Annotated in this window: 22 protein-coding genes, 3 tRNA genes and 1 riboswitch; of the genes, 3 read left to right on the top strand and 22 right to left on the bottom strand. The window is 62.4% G+C overall.

Going from position 1 to position 19,997, the window contains the following annotated elements:
- Window positions 1-77 precede the first annotated feature (77 nt).
- Complete coding sequence (gene tcdA / locus SPE70_RS21320; protein ID WP_008806278.1) at window positions 78-887, bottom strand: tRNA cyclic N6-threonylcarbamoyladenosine(37) synthase TcdA; 810 nt, start codon at window positions 885-887, stop codon at window positions 78-80.
- Window positions 888-974: 87 nt separating this feature from the next.
- Window positions 975-2,072: a murein transglycosylase A gene (gene mltA, locus SPE70_RS21325; protein ID WP_023287947.1), complete on the bottom strand. Its 1,098-nt coding sequence runs from the start codon at window positions 2,070-2,072 to the stop codon at window positions 975-977.
- 210 nt (window positions 2,073-2,282) lie between these two features.
- Between mltA and SPE70_RS21330 the strand changes: the two genes are divergently transcribed.
- The 3 genes from SPE70_RS21330 to SPE70_RS21340 all read left to right on the top strand — a co-directional run bounded on the left by SPE70_RS21330 (window position 2,283) and on the right by SPE70_RS21340 (window position 2,580).
- Window positions 2,283-2,359: transfer RNA gene (locus SPE70_RS21330), tRNA-Met, on the top strand.
- A gap of 35 nt (window positions 2,360-2,394) precedes the next feature.
- Window positions 2,395-2,471, top strand: a tRNA-Met gene (locus tag SPE70_RS21335).
- A 32-nt stretch (window positions 2,472-2,503) separates the two neighbouring features.
- Window positions 2,504-2,580 (top strand) — tRNA-Met (locus SPE70_RS21340).
- 94 nt (window positions 2,581-2,674) lie between these two features.
- Here the strand turns inward: SPE70_RS21340 and cobT are convergent.
- The 20 genes from cobT to pocR form a co-directional block, all read right to left on the bottom strand.
- Window positions 2,675-3,730: a nicotinate-nucleotide--dimethylbenzimidazole phosphoribosyltransferase gene (gene cobT, locus SPE70_RS21345; RefSeq protein ID WP_064170030.1), complete on the bottom strand. Its 1,056-nt coding sequence runs from the start codon at window positions 3,728-3,730 to the stop codon at window positions 2,675-2,677.
- Window positions 3,731-3,773: 43 nt separating this feature from the next.
- Window positions 3,774-4,319 (bottom strand): bifunctional adenosylcobinamide kinase/adenosylcobinamide-phosphate guanylyltransferase, encoded by a 546-nt coding sequence (gene cobU, locus SPE70_RS21350; RefSeq protein WP_002915611.1) that lies wholly within the window; start codon window positions 4,317-4,319, stop codon window positions 3,774-3,776.
- A complete protein-coding gene (locus tag SPE70_RS21355; protein WP_064170029.1) occupies window positions 4,313-5,836 on the bottom strand; it encodes a cobyric acid synthase in 1,524 nt (507 codons plus the stop codon). Before SPE70_RS21355 ends, cobU begins: the two co-directional genes overlap by 7 nt.
- Window positions 5,833-6,663, bottom strand: a complete 831-nt coding sequence (locus SPE70_RS21360; protein WP_064170028.1) for an energy-coupling factor ABC transporter ATP-binding protein — start codon at window positions 6,661-6,663, stop codon at window positions 5,833-5,835. Before SPE70_RS21360 ends, SPE70_RS21355 begins: the two co-directional genes overlap by 4 nt.
- A gap of 8 nt (window positions 6,664-6,671) precedes the next feature.
- Window positions 6,672-7,349: an energy-coupling factor ABC transporter transmembrane protein gene (locus SPE70_RS21365; RefSeq protein ID WP_023287951.1), complete on the bottom strand. Its 678-nt coding sequence runs from the start codon at window positions 7,347-7,349 to the stop codon at window positions 6,672-6,674.
- Complete coding sequence (locus SPE70_RS21370) at window positions 7,336-7,617, bottom strand: energy-coupling factor ABC transporter substrate-binding protein (protein ID WP_008806285.1); 282 nt, start codon at window positions 7,615-7,617, stop codon at window positions 7,336-7,338. Before SPE70_RS21370 ends, SPE70_RS21365 begins: the two co-directional genes overlap by 14 nt.
- Before the next feature lies 1 nt (window position 7,618).
- The gene (gene cbiM / locus SPE70_RS21375; RefSeq protein ID WP_008806286.1) at window positions 7,619-8,356 is read right to left on the bottom strand and encodes a cobalt ECF transporter S component CbiM; all 738 of its coding nucleotides are present in this window, start codon (window positions 8,354-8,356) and stop codon (window positions 7,619-7,621) included.
- Window positions 8,356-9,066, bottom strand: a complete 711-nt coding sequence (locus SPE70_RS21380) for a cobalt-factor II C(20)-methyltransferase (RefSeq protein WP_012540689.1) — start codon at window positions 9,064-9,066, stop codon at window positions 8,356-8,358. The genes cbiM and SPE70_RS21380 overlap by 1 nt, the downstream gene beginning before the upstream one ends.
- Window positions 9,063-9,857 carry a sirohydrochlorin cobaltochelatase gene (gene cbiK, locus SPE70_RS21385; RefSeq protein WP_008806288.1) on the bottom strand — a complete coding sequence of 265 codons (795 nt, stop codon included), beginning with the start codon at window positions 9,855-9,857 and terminating at the stop codon, window positions 9,063-9,065. The genes SPE70_RS21380 and cbiK overlap by 4 nt, the downstream gene beginning before the upstream one ends.
- Window positions 9,858-9,867: 10 nt before the next feature.
- Window positions 9,868-10,653 (bottom strand): cobalt-precorrin-6A reductase, encoded by a 786-nt coding sequence (locus SPE70_RS21390; protein ID WP_008806289.1) that lies wholly within the window; start codon window positions 10,651-10,653, stop codon window positions 9,868-9,870.
- Window positions 10,650-11,375, bottom strand: coding sequence for a precorrin-3B C(17)-methyltransferase (locus tag SPE70_RS21395; protein ID WP_008806290.1), 726 nt, complete (start codon window positions 11,373-11,375; stop codon window positions 10,650-10,652). The genes SPE70_RS21390 and SPE70_RS21395 overlap by 4 nt, the downstream gene beginning before the upstream one ends.
- Window positions 11,375-12,430: a cobalt-precorrin 5A hydrolase gene (gene cbiG / locus SPE70_RS21400; RefSeq protein ID WP_064170026.1), complete on the bottom strand. Its 1,056-nt coding sequence runs from the start codon at window positions 12,428-12,430 to the stop codon at window positions 11,375-11,377. The genes SPE70_RS21395 and cbiG overlap by 1 nt, the downstream gene beginning before the upstream one ends.
- Window positions 12,411-13,184, bottom strand: coding sequence for a cobalt-precorrin-4 methyltransferase (locus SPE70_RS21405; protein WP_004149602.1), 774 nt, complete (start codon window positions 13,182-13,184; stop codon window positions 12,411-12,413). The genes cbiG and SPE70_RS21405 overlap by 20 nt, the downstream gene beginning before the upstream one ends.
- Complete coding sequence (locus SPE70_RS21410) at window positions 13,177-13,746, bottom strand: decarboxylating cobalt-precorrin-6B (C(15))-methyltransferase (protein WP_064170025.1); 570 nt, start codon at window positions 13,744-13,746, stop codon at window positions 13,177-13,179. The genes SPE70_RS21405 and SPE70_RS21410 overlap by 8 nt, the downstream gene beginning before the upstream one ends.
- Entirely contained in the window at window positions 13,736-14,341 is a 606-nt protein-coding gene (locus SPE70_RS21415) for a cobalt-precorrin-7 (C(5))-methyltransferase (protein ID WP_049139866.1), read from the bottom strand. Before SPE70_RS21415 ends, SPE70_RS21410 begins: the two co-directional genes overlap by 11 nt.
- Window positions 14,335-15,474, bottom strand: coding sequence for a cobalt-precorrin-5B (C(1))-methyltransferase CbiD (gene cbiD / locus SPE70_RS21420; RefSeq protein WP_064170024.1), 1,140 nt, complete (start codon window positions 15,472-15,474; stop codon window positions 14,335-14,337). Before cbiD ends, SPE70_RS21415 begins: the two co-directional genes overlap by 7 nt.
- A complete protein-coding gene (locus SPE70_RS21425; protein WP_012540682.1) occupies window positions 15,471-16,106 on the bottom strand; it encodes a cobalt-precorrin-8 methylmutase in 636 nt (211 codons plus the stop codon). Before SPE70_RS21425 ends, cbiD begins: the two co-directional genes overlap by 4 nt.
- 10 nt (window positions 16,107-16,116) lie before the next feature.
- The gene (gene cbiB, locus SPE70_RS21430; protein ID WP_008806296.1) at window positions 16,117-17,076 is read right to left on the bottom strand and encodes an adenosylcobinamide-phosphate synthase CbiB; all 960 of its coding nucleotides are present in this window, start codon (window positions 17,074-17,076) and stop codon (window positions 16,117-16,119) included.
- Complete coding sequence (locus SPE70_RS21435; protein ID WP_032755427.1) at window positions 17,073-18,449, bottom strand: cobyrinate a,c-diamide synthase; 1,377 nt, start codon at window positions 18,447-18,449, stop codon at window positions 17,073-17,075. Before SPE70_RS21435 ends, cbiB begins: the two co-directional genes overlap by 4 nt.
- A 92-nt stretch (window positions 18,450-18,541) precedes the next feature.
- Window positions 18,542-18,720, bottom strand: a riboswitch (cobalamin riboswitch).
- Between the two features lie 280 nt (window positions 18,721-19,000).
- On the bottom strand, window positions 19,001-19,912 hold the full coding sequence (gene pocR / locus SPE70_RS21440) for a transcriptional regulator PocR (RefSeq protein WP_012967304.1): 912 nt from the start codon (window positions 19,910-19,912) through the stop codon (window positions 19,001-19,003).
- Between the last annotated feature and the right edge of the window lie 85 nt (window positions 19,913-19,997).

Consider the following 19,997-nt stretch of genomic DNA (forward strand, 5'->3'; position numbering starts at 1 on the left):
CCCGGACAGGTGCGCAGCGCCGCCTCCGGGGAATTGTCCTGTAGACCGGGTAAGGCGCCTGCGCCGCGGCCCGGGATTTACGTCGTCTGCCGCTCCGCCTTCGCCAGCATCTTCTTCAGAGCATGCGATACCGCGACGAAGCCAAAGGTCGCGGTCACCATGGTAGCCGCGCCAAAGCCGGAAGCGCAGTCCATCCGTTTCGGCCCTTCCGCCGTGCTCTTCATCGCGCAGACGCTGCCGTCCGCTTGCGGGTAGACCAGCGCTTCCGTAGAGAAGACGCAGTCCACGCCGAGCTTGCCTTTGCTGTTTTTCACCACCCCAAACTGGCTTTTCAGCCGCTCGCGCAGTTTAGCCGCCAGCGGATCCTGGATGGTCTTCGCCAGGTCAGCGACCTGGATCTGCGTTGGGTCAATCTGACCGCCCGCCCCGCCGGTGGTGACCAGCGGCACTTTGTAGCGGCGACACCAGGCGATAAGCGCCGCTTTCGGCCGGACGCTATCGATCGCGTCAATAACATAGCTAAAGCCGACGCCAAGATATTCCGCCACGTTTTCCGGGGTCACGAAATCATCCACCACCGTCACCCGACACTCCGGGTTGATAAGACGAATACGCTCCGCCATCACTTCCGCTTTCGCCAGCCCGACGTTGCCGCTCAGGGCATGGATCTGGCGGTTGGTATTGGTGACGCAGACATCGTCCATATCGATAAGGGTGATCGCCCCGATGCCGGTTCGCGCCAGCGCTTCCGCCGCCCAGGAGCCGACCCCGCCGATCCCGACCACGCAGACGTGGGCATCGGCAAAACATTGCAGCGCTTTTTCACCATATAAACGTGCCGTACCGCCAAAACGCTGGCGCCAGGCATCGCTGATTACAACAGACATAGAACCTCAGAACAAAATGACAGCGCCCGGAGGCCGCCGTAAACGGCGTCATCCGGGCGCCCTGGTCAACAGGCAGGGCCAGGGGAGTTAGCCGCTAAAAACATTCCCCGCGCCCGGGGCGTTTTTCAGCACCCATACGCGGCCATAGTGGTTATACCAGCCGGCACGGTGGCCTGCGTCAGGCCCAATGCCCTGATAGATGTCGAAATGCTGGCCTTTGATGGCCCCGCCGACGTCGAGAGCGACCATCAGGCGCAGTTCGTACTGGCCGTTAAACTTGCCGTTATTATCCAGCAGAGGCACCTCGGCCAGCAAGGTGGTTCCCGGCGGAATAATCGACCGGTCAGAGGCCACCGAGGCGCGGCCGATCAGCGGCACAGCGCTGGCCCCTTTCACCGGCGCGAAAGACTGCGGTTTAAAGAACACGAACGACGGGTTCTGCTCCAGCAGCTCGCGCACTTCCGCTTCGCTGTGCTTTTCACCCCACTCGCGGATCGCCTGCATCGACATATCTTCTTTCTTCACTTCCCCGCGGTCGATCAGCACTTTGCCGATGCTGCGATAGGGCCAGCCGTTTTTCCCGGCATAGCTAAAGAAGTTGAGCGGCGAACCATCGCCAAAGTCGATATAGCCGCTGCCCTGCACGTCCATGATGAAGTTATCCATCAGCGAATTGCTGTACGCCAGCACATAGTTATCGCTCAGCGCGCCGGCATAGATGCTGGCGCGGGACGGCAGCTTACCGCGTTTCGGCGGCATCCGGTAAATGGGGTACTGGAATTCGCCCTGACGGGTGTGGCGCGCCTGCACCACCGGCGTGTAGTAGCCGGTAAACTGAACGTTGCCATAGTTGTCGACGCCCTGCATCTGCCAGGCGTCGATGCCAAACTGGCGCAGCGTACGGGTGTCGCCGCCGGCGCGCAGCCACTCCTGCAGGGCGTTATAGACGTTGCTCTGGCTATTATAGAGGCGCGGCGAGGCGTTACGAATTTGATTAACCTGCTCGGAGAAGTCGCCAGCGTTGATCGGCGCCCCGACGGCATCCGGCTGGTTTACCAGTGAAAACGGCTGGGTGAACTTGCCATCGCTATATTGCTGACCGCGGTCGGTCGGTTTTGAGGAACAGGCGGCGAGCATGGCCAGCATTGCCCCCGTCGCTACATATTTTACCCAACGTCCTTTCATGGTGTCTCATCTTTTGCTGCGAAGCCTTAGTGCGTGTTGAAGATAACAAAGCGCCGGGGCTATTGAAATGCGCGATCTCATCGATGGCACAGATTTGTGTAAAAAAACACCACAACGTGGCGTTTTATAAGCCAATTCTTACAAAAATGTCGATTTGGTCGAAAAAAGGTTGCATCATCTCGCTAGCGGAGTATAGTGCGCTTCCACGGACGCGGGGTGGAGCAGCCTGGTAGCTCGTCGGGCTCATAACCCGAAGGTCGTCGGTTCAAATCCGGCCCCCGCAACCAATTAAAATTTGATGAAGTACAAAGCAGTACGGTGACGCGGGGTGGAGCAGCCTGGTAGCTCGTCGGGCTCATAACCCGAAGGTCGTCGGTTCAAATCCGGCCCCCGCAACCAATCAAATTTGACAAAGTAAAGCAGTACGGTGACGCGGGGTGGAGCAGCCTGGTAGCTCGTCGGGCTCATAACCCGAAGGTCGTCGGTTCAAATCCGGCCCCCGCAACCAACATCATAAACACCCTCAAGGGTGTTTTTTTGTTTCTGCCGCCGGCAAACCTCTGCCGAAAACGGGAACGGCCGTTGCCGCTCCCATCTCCTGCTTACCCCTTCGGTAACACAATATTGCTTGCCGCCAGCATGCCCATGCGATGGTACATCGCGCAGGCTGCCTCGACGATCGGCATCGCCAGCGCCGCGCCGCTGCCTTCTCCCAGACGCATACCCATATTGAGATACGGTTCGAGGCCCAGATGCGCCAGCGCGATACGCGCCCCCTTCTCCGCCGAATAGTGGGACGGGATCAGATACGGTTTTACCTCCGGCGCTATCTGGCACGCCGCCAGCGCTGCGGCGTAGGAAAGAAAGCCATCCAGCACCACCGGCAGCCCGCAGGACGCCGCCCCCAGCATCACCCCCGCCATCCCCAGCAGATCGAAACCACCGACTTTGCTCAGCACATCGAGACCATCATTCGGGTCGGGCTGATTGACGGCGATAGCCCGCCGCACCACCTCCACCTTGTTGCCAACCTTCGCCAACGGCAGATTGGCGCCAACCCCAACCACCTCCTGCGCATCACTGCCGGTCAGAACGCTGACCATCGCCGCCGCCGGCGTGGTATTGGCCATCCCCAGCTCGCCGACACCAAACAGAGTAACGCCCTCCCGGGCCAGCGCGCGGGTGTAGCGCATCACCTCCAGCAGCAATTCCTGCCCCTGCTCGCGGCTCATGGCCGGGCCGCGGGCAATATTGCCGCAGCCCCGCGCCACCCGCATATTCACCACCCCGGGGAGCGGTTCGCTATCGATACCGACATCAATCACATGCACTTGCGCCCCGGCCTGGGCGGCGAGCACGCAGACGCCGGTGGTGCCGCGGGTCATATTGGCTGCCTGAATGGCGGTGACCGCTTTCGGCGAAATCGCCACCCCTTCGTCCCACACCCCATGATCGGCGCACATCACCAGCAGGGCCTTTTTCGCCACCTGCGGTTGGCCGCCCAGGCCGGGCATTCCCGCCAGCTGAACCGCCAGCGCCTCCAGACGGCCGAGGCTGCCGGGGGGCTTAAGCAAGCCGTCGATATGGTGTTGTGCCCGCACCATGGCGTCAGCGTCCGGCGCGGGGATCGCCCGCAGAACCGTGTTTAAATTTTCCATACAGAATCCCTGCCAGGGCTGGCCCGGTCAGCCAGCGATTGAGTTATTTGATTTTGACGCCGATGCCGGAGACCACCAGCCAGACCGCATCCGCCGCGGCCGCCAGGCGCTGATTGACCCGCCCGGCGATATCGCGAAAATGCCGCGCCAGGCGATTCTCCGGCACAATGCCCATCCCCACCTCGTTGGTCACCAGCACGACGTGCGCCGGGCAGCGCTGACAGGCGGCAATCAGCACACCAATTTCGTCATCAATAGCCCGCTCCATGGCGGCGTAATCCCAGCCGTCGGGGTCGCTGTCGCCGCCGAGCGCGAACAGCAGGTTGGTGACCATGGTGGTGATACACTCCAGCAGAATCGCCTCCGCTGGGGCGATAGCCGGGGTGATCAGTTCATCAAGCTGCTGCCAGCGCTCGGCGGTGCGCCAGTGGGCGGGCCTGCCGTCGCGATGGTGCTGGATCCTTGCGGCCATCTCGTCGTCAAAGATTTGCGAGGTGGCGATATATAACACCTGCGGCGCATCGGCAATCAGCGCCTCGGCATGGCGGCTTTTGCCGCTGCGCGCGCCGCCGGTAACCAGAGTCAGCATAGGGGCTCCTGATGTTGGCGCATGATGGCGTAAATTTTATCGATGGCGATATGTTCGCGCATGGCGTCCGCCAGCCGATCAAACTGCCGGGTTTTATAGCGGGCATATTCCAGCGCGCTATCCAGCGGCGCCAGCCCTTTGCGCTGGCGCAGGCCGTTGAGCAGCGCCCGGGTAAAGGCATCGCTGTCGAACAGGCCATGGAGATAGGTGCCGAATGCCAGGCCGTTGTCGCTTATCGCCCCGTCCTCTACTGACTGTCCCGCTTTATGCAGCTGCAGCAGCGGCGGGCTGCCGGCCTCGCGGCGCGTCTCGCCCATATGAATTTCGTAGCCACTGACAGGCAGACCTGCCGCGTCGGCTAACCATTCCGGGAGGTTAGTTCCCAGGGTCGCCTGCACCTGGGTGGTGGTTTTGTGCTGGGCGAAGTGGGTCACGGTCTTCAACACCCCCAGTCCGGGCTGGGTGCCAAGGCCAGACTCCACCTCATCGATAATGGTTTCGCCGAGCATCTGATAGCCGCCGCAGATCCCCAGCAGCGGCACCTTGCGCTGCCGGGCCTGCTCGACTGCATGCGCCATGCCGCTCTCGCGCAGCCAGCACAGATCGCCGAGGGTATTTTTACTGCCCGGGAGAATGACCAGGTCGGCGTCGGCCAGCGCCTGCGGGTCGCGGACATAGCGCACCCGGACGTCTGGCTGCGCCGCCAGGGCGTTAAAGTCGGTAAAATTGGCGATATGCGGCAGGTGAACCACGGCGATGTCGATGTCGCGCCGGTCGGTGCGATGGTATTTCCCGGCCTGCAGCGCGACGCCGTCCTCATCCTCGAGATCCACGTCAAGCCACGGCATAACGCCCAGCACCGGCACCCCGGTCAACGCCTCGATTTGCTCTATCCCCGAGCGCAGGAGCGCCACATCGCCGCGGAATTTATTGATGATCACCCCTTTCACCCGCGCCCGCTCCTGAGGCTGCAGCAGCGCCAGCGTGCCGTAAATCGCGGCAAACACCCCGCCGCGGTCGATATCGGCCACCAGGATCACCGGGCATTGCGCCATCTCGGCCATGCCCATATTGACGATATCGCGGTCGCGCAGGTTAATCTCCGCCGGACTGCCGGCCCCTTCCAGCACCAGCGCCTCATACTCTCCGGCCAGGCTCTGGTAGACCGCGAGGATCTGTTCGCGCAGGCGCGGCTTGTACTGGTGATAGCTCACCGCGTCCATGCTGGTCGCCACCTGCCCCATCAGGACCACCTGCGCCTGACGGTCGCTGGTGGGCTTGAGCAAAATCGGGTTCATGCGGACATCCGGCGCGATCCCTGCCGCTTCGGCCTGGAAAATCTGCGCCCGGCCCATCTCTTTGCCATCCGGCGTAATGCCGGAGTTCAGCGCCATATTCTGTGATTTAAACGGCGCGGTACGCAGCCCATCCTGATGAAAAATACGGCACAGTCCCGCCACCAGTACGCTTTTCCCCACGTCGGAAGCCGTGCCCTGTAACATCACTGCCAGCGTCATGACGCCTCCTTTATCGCTATCGCGCCTATCGCGTTGTTGTGCATCCGCTGAAAAAACTCCGCTTCGGTTTTACACAGCGGCAATCCCAGTTCGCTATGAAGTTTCACCAGCCACGGCTGCGTCAATCCCGCCTGGGCCATGATCGCCGCGCAGGCAAATACCTCGCCGGGATCCCCCGCGGCCAGCACTTCGCCGTGACGCAGAACGTAAACGGCGTCGCTCACCTCATAGATCAGATCGATATCGTGGCTGGAGATCACCACGCGCCGCCCCTGCCCGACAATGCGCCGGATGATGGCGATCATCTGCGCCCGCCCCCGGGGATCGAGGCCCGCGGTGGGCTCGTCAAGCAGCAGGTAACGCGCCTGCAGCACCAGCGCCCCGGCGATCGCCACCCGTTTTTTCTGCCCATGGCTGAGACACTGGATCGGCTGCTGGCGAAACCCCTGAGCATCAACGAGGGTCAACGCTTCATCCACCCGGCGGGCGATCTCCTCTTCCGCCACCCCGAGATTACGCAGGCTAAAAGCGATATCGCTGTCGATATCGGTATAGAAGATCTGCTGATCCGGATCCTGAAACACCGTCGCCACCTGCTGGCGCAGCGCCAGCAGACCGCGCTTGCTGTAATTCAGCGCCTCTCCCTGCCACAGCACCGCCCCCTGCTGCGGGCGCAGCAGGCCGCTCAGGTTCATAAACAGCGTCGACTTTCCGCAGCCGTTGGCCCCCACCAGGCCGGTCACCGCATGGCGGGAAAAATCCAGCGTCAGCCCTTTAAGTACCGGCTCATCCTGATAGCGAAACCAGAGATCGGTTGTGGCAAGCATACTTATCCTTAGAGGTGAAAATCACCCTGGTACAATTTGATATCCAGCGCGGTGCTCATCTGCTGATAGCGCAGGAGGACGCGAGTGAACAGCAGTCCCACCAGCATCGCCAGCGAGCGATAGCCCTGCGGCACGCTACCATAGCCAAAACGTAGGGTTTGCGCGCGGTGAATCGCCATCGCCTCGTCCAACAGAATAAAAATGAAGCGCCAGGTCAGCAGGATCTGCTCCGTCAACAGTCGCGGTACGCGACCGCGCTTGAGCAAGATAATCAGCTGTGGGAAAGGCAGATTAAGCACCAGCCAGAGCGTGGCCGCCATCGCTGCCAGGCTGCGCCAGAAGGTCTCCCCGGCCACGACCAGCCCCGGAGTGGACACTCCTATAGAGAAAGCGCCCAGCCGGATGCTGGCTAACAGCATCTGCGGGTCGCGGCTGACGCTGAACACAATGGTCAGCACGCCGACCAGCAAAAAGCCAAAGGGTAGCGCCATCCAGCGGCACCAGCGCCAGAATGAGACCCGCAGCAGCCAGCAGGTCAGCGCGGCGGTCAGCGCCAGCGTCAGCGCCTGGCCCCACGCCGGCAGCGTAAAGGCCAGCACCATCAGCAGCAGCCAGAGCAGAAACTTACGCTCTGGCGCCACGTGCAACCAGCGGCTCTGGTAGCTGAGTCGGTCAAACCCGGTCATCACGGCGCTGCCTGCCCCTCGCATAGCCGAGAATGTAAAAAATCACCGCCGCGCCCAGCGAGCCCTGCAGGGTAAACAGCAGGCTCTCAATCTCGCCGCTCGCCGGTTCGTACAGCGGCTGGAACCAGGGTTGATAATCCGGCGCCACCACCTGGATCTGGCTCTCCGCTTCGCCGTCCGAACCGCCAAACTCACCGCCGTGGTTAATAAAAAAGGGCAGGATCATCAGGGCAACCACCATCGCCAACAAGATCAGGGGCTTTTTCATATTAATGTCCCTCCGCGGCGATCAGCCGCCGTTTGGTCAGTTGATCGTAGATCATCACGGTAAGCAATCCTTCCGCGATGGCGATCGGGATCTGCGTCAGGCAGAAGATCCCCATAAACTTCAGGATCGATCCACCTGCCCCGGTGGCCGGATCGGGAAAGGCCACCCCGAGCTGGACGGAGGTGACAAAATAGGTCATCAGATCCGCCAGCATGGCGCAGAGAAAGACCCCGACATCGCGACGGATCCCCGCCCGGCAGGCCAGCTTCCACACCAGATAGCCGACCATCGGGCCGATCACCGCCATCGACATCCCGTTAGCGCCAAGGGTGGTCAGGCCGCCATGCGCCAGCAGCAGCGCCTGGAACAGCAGAACGATCGCCCCCAGCACCGCCACCACGCCCGGCCCGAAGAGGATCACCGCCAGACCAACGCCGGTCGGGTGCGAGCAACTGCCGGTCACCGACGGGATCTTCAGCGCCGAAAGAACAAAAATAAACGCCCCGCAGAGGGCCAGGAGCACCTTCTGATTGCTCTCCTCCTGGACGATACGCCGCAGGCGCACCAGGCCGTACCACAGGCAGGGTAAAAACAGCAGCCACCACGCCAGCGCCCACATCGGCGGTAAAAAACCCTCCATGATATGCATGGCGAACGCCTCCTGCGGGACGATGATCAGCAGAACAGCCGCTGCCAGCCCCCCGTACGAAAGCTGCTTCAGCGATTTCACCTGATTCATTACGCCTCCTCCCACTGTTTGTTAACCAGGATGGTCGAGAAATAGGGCAGCGGCTGGTCATCGCTGACCTCGCGCAGACGGCGCCAGCACTGCTCGCCCGGCAGGGTGGCCTCTGACATCATCAGCGCCGCATCCAGCAGCCCCGCCTGCGCCAGCAGCGCCTTAATGCGGGCGAAGCGGCCGTAGACTTTCATCAGCACCAGGCTGTCATGCTGGCGCAGCGCCGCGGCAATGTCCGCTTCCGGCGCGGTACAGGAGATCACCGCCAGCGACTGCTGCTCCATAGCCAGCGGGGTTTTCGCCCGCGCGGCAATGGCGGCGAAGGAGGTAACGCCAGGGACAATCTCCAGCCAGTCCGGGCAGCCAATCCGCTGCAGCAGAAAGACCCAGGTGCTGAACAACATGGCGTCGCCGAGGGTGATAAATCCGACCTGCCTGCCCGCCGCCACCTCCTGGGCCAGCGCCGCGGCAACGTCGTTCCACACCGCCTCTTTTTCCGCGCTGTCGGCGCTCATCGGAAAATGGCAGCAGCGGACCTCCGTGTGTGCGCCAAGGTACTCGCGCACGATGGAGAGCGCGAGGCTGTCGCCGCCTTTGCGGCCGGCTGGCGCATACAGCACATCCAGCTGGCCGAGGATCCGCGCCGCACGCACGGTGATCAGATCGGCCGCCCCCGGCCCGGTGCTCAGGGCGTAGAGTTTGCCGCTCATGCTGCTTTCTCCATTGCGTTATTCAGCGCCTGCTGCAGATGGGCAACAAACATTGCCCGCACCGCCGGATTTTCCCCTAACCCGTTCAGCCACGGCGTGGCAGGAATACCGGCGGCATTAAAGCGGGTTTTCCACGAATCGTCTTCGTCGGAGGCCATATCATTAATGGCATGATCGCCGGCCACCAGCATCAGGGGCATCAGATGCACGCCGGTCACGCCCTGGCGGGAGAGTTCGTTAATCACGATGTCCACTTCGGGATAGCTTTCCACCGCCCCCACCCGCGCCGGAAAACCCTGCACCGCCATCATATGATCCAGACAAGCGTAGGCCGCGAAGGCGTGGTGGCTGGCGCCGTGCCCCATAAACACCACTCGCTCCGTCGCCGCCAGCGGCGGCATCTGCTGGCGCAGGGCCTGCATCAGCTGAACATAATCGCCATGACCGCTCAGCAGCGGCACGCCCAGCGTCAGGCGCTGAAAGCGCGGACGCAGGCTCTGCACTTCGCGAACGATCTTCTCGTACTCGTCGCCGTTGATAATGTGCAGGGACTGGATCGCCACATCCTGGTACCCCTGCTCAGCCAGCTTTTGCAGGGCCTGCAGCGGGGTATCGATATGGATACCGTCGCGCTGCCGCAGTTTGCGAATAATCATCCCCGAGGTGAAGGCGCGGAACAGCGTGCGATCCGGACAGCTGGCGGCAAGATCGCGCTCGCAGGCGGTAATGTTCTTCTCGCGGGTGTCGTGATAGCTGGTGCCGAAGCTCACCACCAGAAGTGCTTTTTTCATATCCTGTTCCTCAAGTCGCCGACAGCCAGCGCGTCAGCCGCGTAGCGAAATCGGCCTGGCTTTCCAGTAATTCATCGCCCTTCACCAGCGGCGCCGGGCGGGTAATGACGATGCAGGGGATCCCCGCATCAAGACAGGGTTGTACTTTTTCCTGATAGCCCCCTTCCGCGCCCGAGGCTTTCGTGACCACAACATCAGCCCGGCACTGGCGATAAAAGGCGGCGTTAAATTCGGCGCTGAACGGCCCGCAGAGGGCAAAGATTTCCCCGACGCCAAACCCCAGATCGCTACAGTGCTGAACCACCTCCGGCACCGGCAGCACCCGGGCGAGCAGCGTTTTCTCCGCCAGTCCCGCCCGCCAGGCCGCCAGATCTTTGCTGCCGGTGGTCAGCAGGATCCGCTCCCCGAGGCGACGGGCCAGCGCGCAGGCCTCGTTCAGATCGCCGACCACGTGAAGTAGCGGATGGCGCAGATCGCTCAGCTGCTCCGGCCTTTGATAACGGCTGAGCAGGACCCCGACGCTGGCGCAGGCGCGCACAATATTCTGGCTGACCACTTCGGCGTAGGGGTGAGAGGCGTCAATCACCCAGCGGGTGCGCTGCGCCCTGAGCCACTCCGCCATCTGCTGCCACTCCATGCGCCCGCAGCGTATCCGCCCGCGGATATCGCCGGCCAGCCGCTCGCCGGTGGGGGTCGCCACCGACAGGGTGTAGCGCACGCCGGCGGCATCCAGCTGCTGGCAGATCGCCCGCGCATCGCTGGTGCCCCCGATAACCAGCACGTCGCCGTGGTTCACAGCGCGTAGCCTCGCGGGGTGATCATCAGACCGTTGTCGATGTAAGTCGCTTTGTTGCCGACGATGACCAGACTGGTCATATCCACCGGGGCAAAATCCATCTCTCCGAGGGTGGTCAGCCATTTCTCCTGCTTTTTGCGCCCGGCGGATTTGACTACGCCGACCGGCGTGTCCGGGCTTTTGCTGGCCGCCAGCAGCGCAAAGGCGCGCGCCAGATGCCCTTCGCGGCCGCGGCTGCGGGGGTTGTAAAAACAGATAACGAAGTCTGCTTCCCCTGCGGCGACAATGCGTTTTTCAATCACTGGCCACGGCGTCAGCAGATCGCTGAGGCTGATATGGCAGAAATCATGCATCAGCGGCGCGCCGAGCAGCGAGGCGGCGGCGATACTCGCCGTCATCCCTGGGATCAGACGGACCTCAATGTCCAGCTGCTGCTTATTGACCAGCTCCAGCACCAGCCCCGCCATGCCGTAGATGCCGGCGTCGCCGCTGCTGATCAGCGCAACGTTGTTCCCGGCCTGCGCCAGCTCAATGGCGGCCTGGCAGCGTTCAATCTCTTTGCACATGCCGGTTTTGATCACCTGCTTGTCACCGGTAAAGGCTTTTACCAGGTGGGTGTAGGTCTTGTAGCCCACCACAATCTCTGCCGCCTGCAGGGCCTCCACGGCTTCCATGGTCATCATCGCCTGCGAGCCAGGGCCAATTCCGATTACGCTTAACATCAGTGTGTTACTCCCAAAGTAATGGTCACGCCCTGCTCGCGCAGGGTTTCGCCGGACAGGTTTCCCTGACTCAGCAGCCAGGCCACCGGACCGGAGACGCTGCCGACGCCGACCGTCTCCCGGACAAAAGACGAGGCTGGAAAGCGGTGCTCGTGCTCGCGCAGCGCCTCGGCGCTGAAGGTTTCGAACGGCACCCGGCAGCGGTGAGCCAACTGGCGCAACCCCGGCTCGTTTGCCTTCAGGCTCACGCTGCCGATCGCTTTCAGCGCCAGCGGGTCAAGACGCTGAGCGGCAAGCTGGCGATCCAGCAGCGTACAGAGCAAGGAACAGGGGGTGTCGCGCCGACAGCCGATCCCCGCCACCACCCGCTGGGGCACCAGCTTCCAGTAAGGTACCGGCAGCGGCGGCAGCGACCGGCGCAGGGTGACGCAGATCAGCGCGTCGAGCGCCGGCAAGCGCGCCAGGTCGCTTACCGGGATAAAGCCGCGTTGGTCGCACCGGCTTAGCGCCTCGGTAAATTCAGCGTCGCACCACAGCCCCACCCGCATACCGCTCACCAGCATCTGGTTGACGGTTTTCACCGCCGCGCGAAAATCGGTCATCCGGGCGTTCAGCTGGAAGGCCAGCGTGTCAAGGGCGGCCAGCTCGTTGACATCGGTGGCGGTGGTGATCACCGGGTCGGCGTCGAGCATCCCGGCGAGATAGCGGGTCAGCGCATTCGCCCCCCCGGCATGGCCGGAGAGCAGGCTGATGACGTGCCGGGCGCGCTCATCAATCACCACCACCGCCGGGTCGCTGAACTTGTCATTCACCAGCGGGGCCAGCACCCGCACGGCAATCCCGGTGGCGCCGATAAAAATCAGCGCCGAGAAACTGCTGAATGCCTCGCGGGCTGCGCTGGCAAAGCCGCCGTTGAAGGGGATAAACCCCTCTTCCTGCAGCGCTTCGCTGGTGTAGCAGGTGAGCGGCAGCATGGCCGCCAGCCGTTTTGCCAGCCGCACGCCGCCGGGCGTCAGGCAAAACAGGGCAATGGATTCAGGCTTTACGGTATTCATGGCTAAAATCCGCTGCGTACAGTTTTGAGTAGTGATACTCATCGCCGAGGAAGGGACCGACCAGGATCAGCGCCGTTTTGCGGATCCCGGCGTCGCGTACTTTGTCGCCGATGTCCGCGAGGGTACCGCGGACGGTCTGGCTTTCCGGCCAGGTGGCCTTGTAGATCACCGCGACCGGGGTGGTCGCGGGGTAGCCGCCCTCCACCAGCCGCTCCGCCACCCGGTGAATACGTTGCACCGACAGGTAAATCGCCATCGAAGTTTGATGGCTGGCAAAGGCCTCCAGCTGTTCGCGCGCAGGAACCGGCGTGCGCCCTTCCAGACGGGTAATAATCAGACTTTGCGATACCTCAGGCACCGTGTACTCCACCCCCAGCTCGGCCGCCGCGCCGAGGAAAGCGCTGACGCCCGGCACCACCTGCCAGCGGATCCCGCGGCGGGTCAACTCTTCGCCCTGCTCGCGCACCGAGCCGTACAGCGAAACATCGCCCGTCTGCAGACGCACCACCGTTTTTCCCGCCTTCACCCCCGCCTCCATCAGGTCGAGGATCTGCTCCAGATGCAGCGCGGCGCTGTCGTGGCACTCCGCCTGTGGCGGACAGTAGGCCAGCAGCTCGGTGTTGATCAGCGACCCGGCGTAGATCACCACCTGCGCCTGCTGCAGCAGACGGTAGCCTTTGAGAGTAATCAGTTCGCGATCGCCAGGACCGGCGCCGACGAACCACACGCAATGGGGATCAAAAGTCTCAGCCATGGTTTTCTTCCTTCTGACAGGCGATGACAAAAACGGGATTATGGGGTTTGAAATAGTGGCCGCTGCCCAGCGTGGCCAGAGTGGAGACCGCCAGCTGCTGGCAGTCCACCTCGTGGATGCCGCACTGCTGCAGGTGCCCCAGGGCGCTATGAAGGTTTTCCTGCAAAATAAAAGTCATCACCAGCCGGCCGCCGGGATGCAGCTGCGCCAGCGACCAGTCGATCAGCGCCGTCAGGTGGCCGCCGCTGCCCCCCATAAAGATCGCGTCGGCTTTGTCGGCGACCGCCAGCGGCGCAACGCCCGCCACGATAGCGATGTTGTCGCAGCCAAAGCGCTGCCGGTTCTCCGCCAGCAGGCGCAGCGCGTCGGCCTGACGCTCAATCGCCGTCACCCGTAGCGCCGGGTTCTGCAGGGCGGCCTCAATGCTGACGCTGCCGCTGCCCGCGCCGATATCAATCAGGTGGCGCGCCCGGTGCAGCTCCAGCTTCGCCAGCGCCAGCGCGCGCACGGCCTCTTTGGTCATCGGCACCTGGGCGCCGCGCAAAAACAGCTCATCTTTCATCGAGGATCACCACCGCATTCATCTCATATTCGTCCTCCACGGCGCTGACCGGCAGCCAGTGGATCCGCTCGTTTTCCATCGCCAGATTTTCGCCGATCACCATCCAGCGGTGGCCTTTGCCGCGGGCCGTCAGCTGGGCGGCAATCTCCCGCGGACCACAGCGGCCGTCGGTCACCATGGCGACTTTCCGGTGGGCGGCCAGCGCATCGACGCTCACCGCCCGGCCATGGCTGCTGGTCAGCCACATGTCGTTCATGTCGATGCCCGCCCGGGCGCAGAGGTACTGCACCGCGCTGATGCCGGGGATCACCTGCACCCGTTCCCGGCCAAAGTGGGCAATCAGCCGGGTGCCAATGCCATAGAACAGCGGATCGCCGGAGGCCAGCACCACGACGCGGCGCCCGGCGCGGGCCTCGATCCACGCCAGCAGCGCCGGAATATCAGCCCCCAGCGCAAAGCGCTCGCCGGCGAAGGCGGGAAACTGCCGGAGGTGGCGGCTGCCGCCCACCAGCGCCTCGGCGGCGGCGATCGCCTCGCGCGCGGCCGGGGTCAGCCACTGCAGCCCCGCCGGGCCCATCCCCACGACCGTCAACATGCCAGCTCCCGGGCAATCGCCTCCAGCGGACGGCTGCTGCCCAGCACCTGGTTATCAAAAGAAAACAGAACCGCGTCGCAGGCAGGCGGTTGCTCAGTGAAGCGCAGCATCTCAAGAACGCGCTGGCAGATACGCTCAGCCAGATGGTTATAGAGGCGCTGGTATCCCCAGGCGTCGATATGCTCCATTGCCGCTTCGGTGGTGTCGCACTCGCTGACCAGCGTCAGCAGCGGCAGCGGCGCGCCAAGCAGCGCCAGATGAGCGACGAGGGTTTCCATCCGCGCATCGGCGATATGGCTGTGGGTATGAAAGATCCCGGCGGCGATTTTGATCAGTTTGCCGGGGTGGCCGATGAGCACAATCTGGCGGAAACCAAGCCGGACCGCCTCTTCAATCATGTAGCCGACGAAGTTGCTCATGGTGACGACTATCTGCGGGTCGATGCCCATCTGTTCGCGGACAAAGCGCTCACCGTGGTTGCCCGGCACCAGCACTACGCGATCCAGCCCGGCGGCGCGTTTTATCTCCAGCTCGAGGGAGAGCGAGCGCTTCCAGCTCTCTTCCGACATCGGGGTGACGATCCCGGTGGTGCCGATAATCGAGATCCCGCCGAGGATCCCCAGCCGCGCGTTATAGGTTTTTTGCGCGCGAAGTACGCCTTCCGGAGCAAAGATTTCCACCTGCGCGCCGCGGGAAGGGCCAATCGCTTCGCGCACGGCGGTCTCGATGGTGTGCCGCGGAGTACGGTTTATCGCCGGGCTGCCTGTCGGCAGGCCGATCCCTTTGCGGGTCACCGTGCCGATGCCCTCGCCGCCCAACAGGCTAATCTCTCCGCTGTCATTGAGGGTCACCCGGGCAAAAATCAGCATGCCGTGGGTGGCGTCGACATCATCGCCGCCGTCTTTACGGATCGCGGCGACCGCCTGCTGCCCTTCGACGTGCGGAGACTCGACGTTCAGGCACAGGGTGACGCCGGAGGGGGTGACGATCGAGACCTGGTGGATCAGATGCTGGCGCATCACCATCAGCGCCGCCACTTTTGCCGCCGCCGTGGCGCAGGAGCCGGTGGTGTAGCCCTTGCGCAGCGCTTTGCCGTGATGCCACACCGGGGCGTCAAAGGTCTGATCGCTCATTGCGCCTCCCGCAGGTGGTAAAGCAGAGCGTTCACAATCGCTGCCGCCACGTTGCTACCCCCTTTGCGGCCGAGCGCGGCGATGGCCGGCAGGCCGCTCTCGCTGAGCGCCGCTTTCGACTCCGCCGCGCCGACGAACCCGACCGGCACCCCCACCACGCCGCCGATGGCCGTCTCGCGATGTTCCAGCAGGCGAAACAGCGCGGTTGGCGCATTGCCGAAGACGAACACTTTCTCCCCGGGCTCCTGCACCGCAATATCCACCGCCGCCATCGAGCGGGTCATCCCCCGGCTTTGCGCCTCGCGCACCACCCGTGGGTCGCTGATATAGCAGCGGCATTCGCCGCCAAAGCGGGCCAGCAGGTTTTTGTTGATCCCGGACAACGCCATGGTGGTATCGGTATACAGCGTGCAGGGCCGGCTCAACGCCTCGCTCAGCGCGATCAGGGCATCCGGAGAAAACCACAGAATATCCAGCCAGTCGAAGTCAGCGGTGGTGTGGATCACCCGCTTGATAATCGCCTCGTGCAGCGGGCTGGCGAAACGGTAGTCCGGTCGCGTTTCGGCGATGATCTCGCTGATGATGTCGAAGCTTTTCGCCTCGATCGCCTGCGGTTGTTGGATGTACTGCATCAGGTTCTCCTCAGGCCGCGCCGACCAGCCAGTAGCGCACGCCGATAAATAGCGCCAGCGCCAGGCTTGACGCCACCCACATTAATCGAATGGTTCGGGAAATATCGTCCACCGCGATGTCGCGGACGGCGTCGCCTATCCAGGGCTTTTCAACGCGCTGGCCGAAGTAATCGTTCGGGCCGCCAAGGCGGATCCCCAGCGCGCCGGCGACGGTCGCTTCCGGCCAGGCGCAGTTAGGACTGCTGTGCTGATAACGATCGCGCCAGCCCGTACGCAGCGCCCGGGCGCCATCTTCCCGGCATAGCACTGCGGCAAGGCTGAGCAGCAGCCAGCTCAGCCGGGCGGGAAGGAAGTTGGCTACATCATCAAGACGGGCGCTGACCATGCCGATCGCCCGGTATTTTTCGTGTTTATAGCCGACCATGGAATCGAGGGTGTTGACCGCTTTATAGGCCATGGCCAGCGGCGCGCCGCCCAGCAGCAGGAAAAAGAGCGGCGCGATAATGCCATCCACCGTGTTTTCCGCCACGGTCTCCACCACCGCACGGTTGATCTGCGCTGGCTGGAGCTGAGAGGTATCGCGCCCGACAATCCAGGAGAGCTTATGCCGGCTTTCGGCGAGATCCCCGGCCTGCAGCGGCCGGGCCACCGCCATCGCCGACTGTGCCAGACAGCGTCCCGCCAGCACGGTGAAGATCATCCACACCTCCACCAGCCATCCCAGCCAGGGATGGAGCCCGTGCGCCAGCGCCAGTGCGCCCCAGGCCACGCCCCATGTCAGGCCGGTCACCACCAGCCACATTACCCCGCCGCCGATGCGCAGCGCCCGGTCGCTATGGCAGACGCGCCGCACCACACGCTGGCTGACGGTGATCAGGCGACCTATCCAGCGCACCGGATGCGGCCAGTGCGGCGGATCGCCAATGAGCACATCAAGTATCCAGGCCACACACCAGGCGAGAAGAGTCATTGCGCCCTCCTTGCCGCTCGCAGCCAGTGGTTGAGCATGGTGGGGCGCTGGGCAAAGTGGACATGGAGATAGCTGGCAAAGGCGCTGCCGGACTGCCATCCTCCCGGCCACTGCTGGAGCGTCTTACCGTCTCGCTGTTTACGGCAGGCCAGTACGGCAGGGGTGGCGGGCGAAAAATCGGAGTAATGAAATTCATGGCCGCGCAGCCACTCGCCAGGAGCGGCCAGCAGCGTCTGCTGCTGCGCCTGCGCTTCGCAGTAGCCGAACCGGGTCAGACGCGTCCCCATTCGGCTGTGTCCAGGAATAATATCCGCCATGGCGTAGCGCTCGCCGCCGGTGACTTCCAGGGTCGTGCCCAGATACATCAGGCCGCCGCACTCGGCGTAGATCGCCACCCCGCGCCGGTGCGCCGCGCGAAGCTGCGCCAGCATCTCATGGTTGGCGGACAGCCCGGCCGCATGCAGCTCCGGGTAGCCGCCGCCGAGCCAGATCATCTGGCAGGCCGGCAGCTGGCGATCGCGCAGCGGGCTAAAGCGCACCATCTTCACGCCGCAGCGCGCCAGCAGCGCCAGGTTATCGGGGTAATAAAAATTGAAGGCCTCATCGTCGGCGAGGGCCAGCGTCAGTCCTTCGCCGGCGTCGGCGGCAAGCTGTTCCCCCCACTCGCCGGCCGGCATGGCGGCCAGTTCGCTGAGGGCCAGTAGCCGGTCTATGTCGAGGGTGCGCCCCAGCAGGCTGGCAAAATCCCGCCATGCCTGCTGATTGACCACCGACTCGCGGGCGGTCACCAGCCCCAGATGCCGTTCGGGCAGCGCCACGCCTTCCACGCGCGGCACATAGCCGAGCACTGGCACCTGACAGTAGCGCTCAATGGCGCTTTTCAGCAGCTGGAAGTGCGCGTCGCTGTTAACCCGATTGACGATAACGCCAGCGATGTTGAGGGCCGGATCAAAGTGTTGAAAGCCCATCACCGTGGCGGCGACGGAAGTCGACACCGCTTTGCCATCCACCAGCAAAATCACCGGGCAGCCAAGCTGTTTGGCCATGGCCGCGCTGCTGCAGTAGTTGGGGTCGATACCGTAGCCGTCATACAGGCCCATCACCCCTTCGATAACCGCGATGTCGGCCTGCTGCAGTTGTTCGGCAAACAGCGCGTTGAGTATCGGGGCGGGAAGCATAAAGCTGTCGAGATTGCGGGAGGCGATGCCGCTGATGGCGGTGTGCCAGGCGGTGTCCAGGTAGTCTGGCCCCACTTTACAGGGTTGCACCCGCAAACCGCGCTGTTGGAGCAAGCTGAGCAGGCCAAGCGTAACGGTGGTTTTGCCACAACCGCTGCCGGTACCCGCAAGAATAAACGCACGCCTGGTTGCCATACCCTGTCCTGTTCAGGTGGTCGGGGTATAGCTGCGCGCATGCCTGGTCCTGCGACCACGCACCGCTAAGCCACCCACTTCCCACCGAAGTTGTTGGTCAGTTACCGGCAGGCAGGTCTTCTGGCTTAGCCTCGTTCTCGCCCGCCCTTCCCAATCTTACGATCAGTGGTTTTTGCGGGGTCGTCAGCATCACAGCAGCGGGGGCTGCGGGGGATTTACACCCCCTTCCCTGACACCAAACTGGTGTCGAACCTGTCGGTTGTATTCGCCGATGCGCCATGCATCCGCGGTTAATGTTTCACGCTTACTTTTACCGCCTCATCGCCTGCAAAATGACGTCCGCGAGGTGAAGCGGTGTTGTGATATTCATCAGTCTCGTATTAACGGACACTCTATCCCATCACAAAAATAAAAACTGGTGTAGTTTATCCCTCGAATATCACTATTTTGTTGCGCTATGACAATTTATTGCTCTACTGTCGTTTTTTTCATTTTATAATGATGAAGATACTCCGGGATATCAAAAATCGGCAATAGCAAAATATTGTCATTTAAAAAGACTCAGTTTGTGATCCGGCATTAATTTGCTGACGAAATGCCTGCGGCGTTACCTGATAGGTCTGGCGAAACACTTTGCAAAAATAGCTGGTTTGCGAAAAACCTAAATTCCGCGCGATGCTGGCAATGCTCCAGTCGCTGTGGCATAGCAGCTCTTTTGCGCTCGCCATCCGCTGCTGATTGACCCAGGCGTTAAAGCCGATCCCCTGATACTTTTTAAACAGTTTGCTGAAGTAGTACGGGCTGAGATAGACGTGCGCCGCCACGTCCTCCAGACGCAGCTCATCGGAGAGATGCGCGTCGATATAGCGCAGCGCCTTCTTCATTTTGCCATCGTGCGGCGAGGCCGCCCGGCAGGCCTGCGCCGGGTCGTTCTGCGGCGGGTTATCTTTGATAACCACAAAGTTGAGCTGTTTTTTCAGGCAATTCTCGACGATCAGCTTCAGCAGATCCGCCGAAGCGATAACCCGCGAATAGTCCATCTCAGGCACATCGCGAAACGCCTGGACCAGCGCCGGATCGTCCTGCCAGCGGTCATCCACGTTCAGAATATCAACCAGTTCAATATCATTGCTCAGACGCACCTGGCCGCACAGCACGAAGCCAACGAGGTGGCCGGCGATCACCAGCGGGATGGAAAAATCGGTTAACCCCGCGTGACAGCGGTAGATACACAGCTGGTCATTTTTTGAGGCTTCCAGCCCGCCGCAGCGGTCGCTCATGCGACAGCGTCCGCTGTGCTCCGGGTGCTGACGCATGAGTTGGCAAAACGGCGTGAAATTAAACAGTTCAGAAATCTCATCACCGTGAATATTGACGACCACAACCGCCAGACTGGTGGCTTGCGCAAAATCCTGTGCGATTTTATTGATGAGTTCTGAGTTCAGGGTACTCGCAGAAATCATGATAAAACCCCTCAGTTAATTTTTTGTTATAAATAAAACATATTATTCATATTTCCCTTTTTTAGCATCAGATCCCGTCGACGAT

Source organism: Klebsiella sp. ZJOU C1 (assembly GCF_035620215.1).
In the GTDB taxonomy this organism is placed as follows: domain Bacteria; phylum Pseudomonadota; class Gammaproteobacteria; order Enterobacterales; family Enterobacteriaceae; genus Klebsiella; species Klebsiella variicola.

Bases quoted from the DNA above. Each gene is read 5' to 3' on its own strand.
- tcdA (WP_008806278.1), bottom strand. From the start codon at position 887: ATGTCTGTTGTAATCAGCGATGCCTGGCGCCAGCGTTTTGGCGGTACG.
- mltA (WP_023287947.1), bottom strand. From the start codon at position 2,072: ATGAAAGGACGTTGGGTAAAATATGTAGCGACGGGGGCAATGCTGGCC.
- cobT (WP_064170030.1), bottom strand. From the start codon at position 3,730: ATGGAAAATTTAAACACGGTTCTGCGGGCGATCCCCGCGCCGGACGCT.
- cobU (WP_002915611.1), bottom strand. From the start codon at position 4,319: ATGCTGACTCTGGTTACCGGCGGCGCGCGCAGCGGCAAAAGCCGCCAT.
- SPE70_RS21355 (WP_064170029.1), bottom strand. From the start codon at position 5,836: ATGACGCTGGCAGTGATGTTACAGGGCACGGCTTCCGACGTGGGGAAA.
- SPE70_RS21360 (WP_064170028.1), bottom strand. From the start codon at position 6,663: ATGCTTGCCACAACCGATCTCTGGTTTCGCTATCAGGATGAGCCGGTA.
- SPE70_RS21365 (WP_023287951.1), bottom strand. From the start codon at position 7,349: ATGACCGGGTTTGACCGACTCAGCTACCAGAGCCGCTGGTTGCACGTG.
- SPE70_RS21370 (WP_008806285.1), bottom strand. From the start codon at position 7,617: ATGAAAAAGCCCCTGATCTTGTTGGCGATGGTGGTTGCCCTGATGATC.
- cbiM (WP_008806286.1), bottom strand. From the start codon at position 8,356: ATGAATCAGGTGAAATCGCTGAAGCAGCTTTCGTACGGGGGGCTGGCA.
- SPE70_RS21380 (WP_012540689.1), bottom strand. From the start codon at position 9,066: ATGAGCGGCAAACTCTACGCCCTGAGCACCGGGCCGGGGGCGGCCGAT.
- cbiK (WP_008806288.1), bottom strand. From the start codon at position 9,857: ATGAAAAAAGCACTTCTGGTGGTGAGCTTCGGCACCAGCTATCACGAC.
- SPE70_RS21395 (WP_008806290.1), bottom strand. From the start codon at position 11,375: ATGTTAAGCGTAATCGGAATTGGCCCTGGCTCGCAGGCGATGATGACC.
- cbiG (WP_064170026.1), bottom strand. From the start codon at position 12,430: ATGAATACCGTAAAGCCTGAATCCATTGCCCTGTTTTGCCTGACGCCC.
- SPE70_RS21405 (WP_004149602.1), bottom strand. From the start codon at position 13,184: ATGGCTGAGACTTTTGATCCCCATTGCGTGTGGTTCGTCGGCGCCGGT.
- SPE70_RS21410 (WP_064170025.1), bottom strand. From the start codon at position 13,746: ATGAAAGATGAGCTGTTTTTGCGCGGCGCCCAGGTGCCGATGACCAAA.
- SPE70_RS21415 (WP_049139866.1), bottom strand. From the start codon at position 14,341: ATGTTGACGGTCGTGGGGATGGGCCCGGCGGGGCTGCAGTGGCTGACC.
- cbiD (WP_064170024.1), bottom strand. From the start codon at position 15,474: ATGAGCGATCAGACCTTTGACGCCCCGGTGTGGCATCACGGCAAAGCG.
- SPE70_RS21425 (WP_012540682.1), bottom strand. From the start codon at position 16,106: ATGCAGTACATCCAACAACCGCAGGCGATCGAGGCGAAAAGCTTCGAC.
- cbiB (WP_008806296.1), bottom strand. From the start codon at position 17,076: ATGACTCTTCTCGCCTGGTGTGTGGCCTGGATACTTGATGTGCTCATT.
- SPE70_RS21435 (WP_032755427.1), bottom strand. From the start codon at position 18,449: ATGGCAACCAGGCGTGCGTTTATTCTTGCGGGTACCGGCAGCGGTTGT.
- pocR (WP_012967304.1), bottom strand. From the start codon at position 19,912: ATGATTTCTGCGAGTACCCTGAACTCAGAACTCATCAATAAAATCGCA.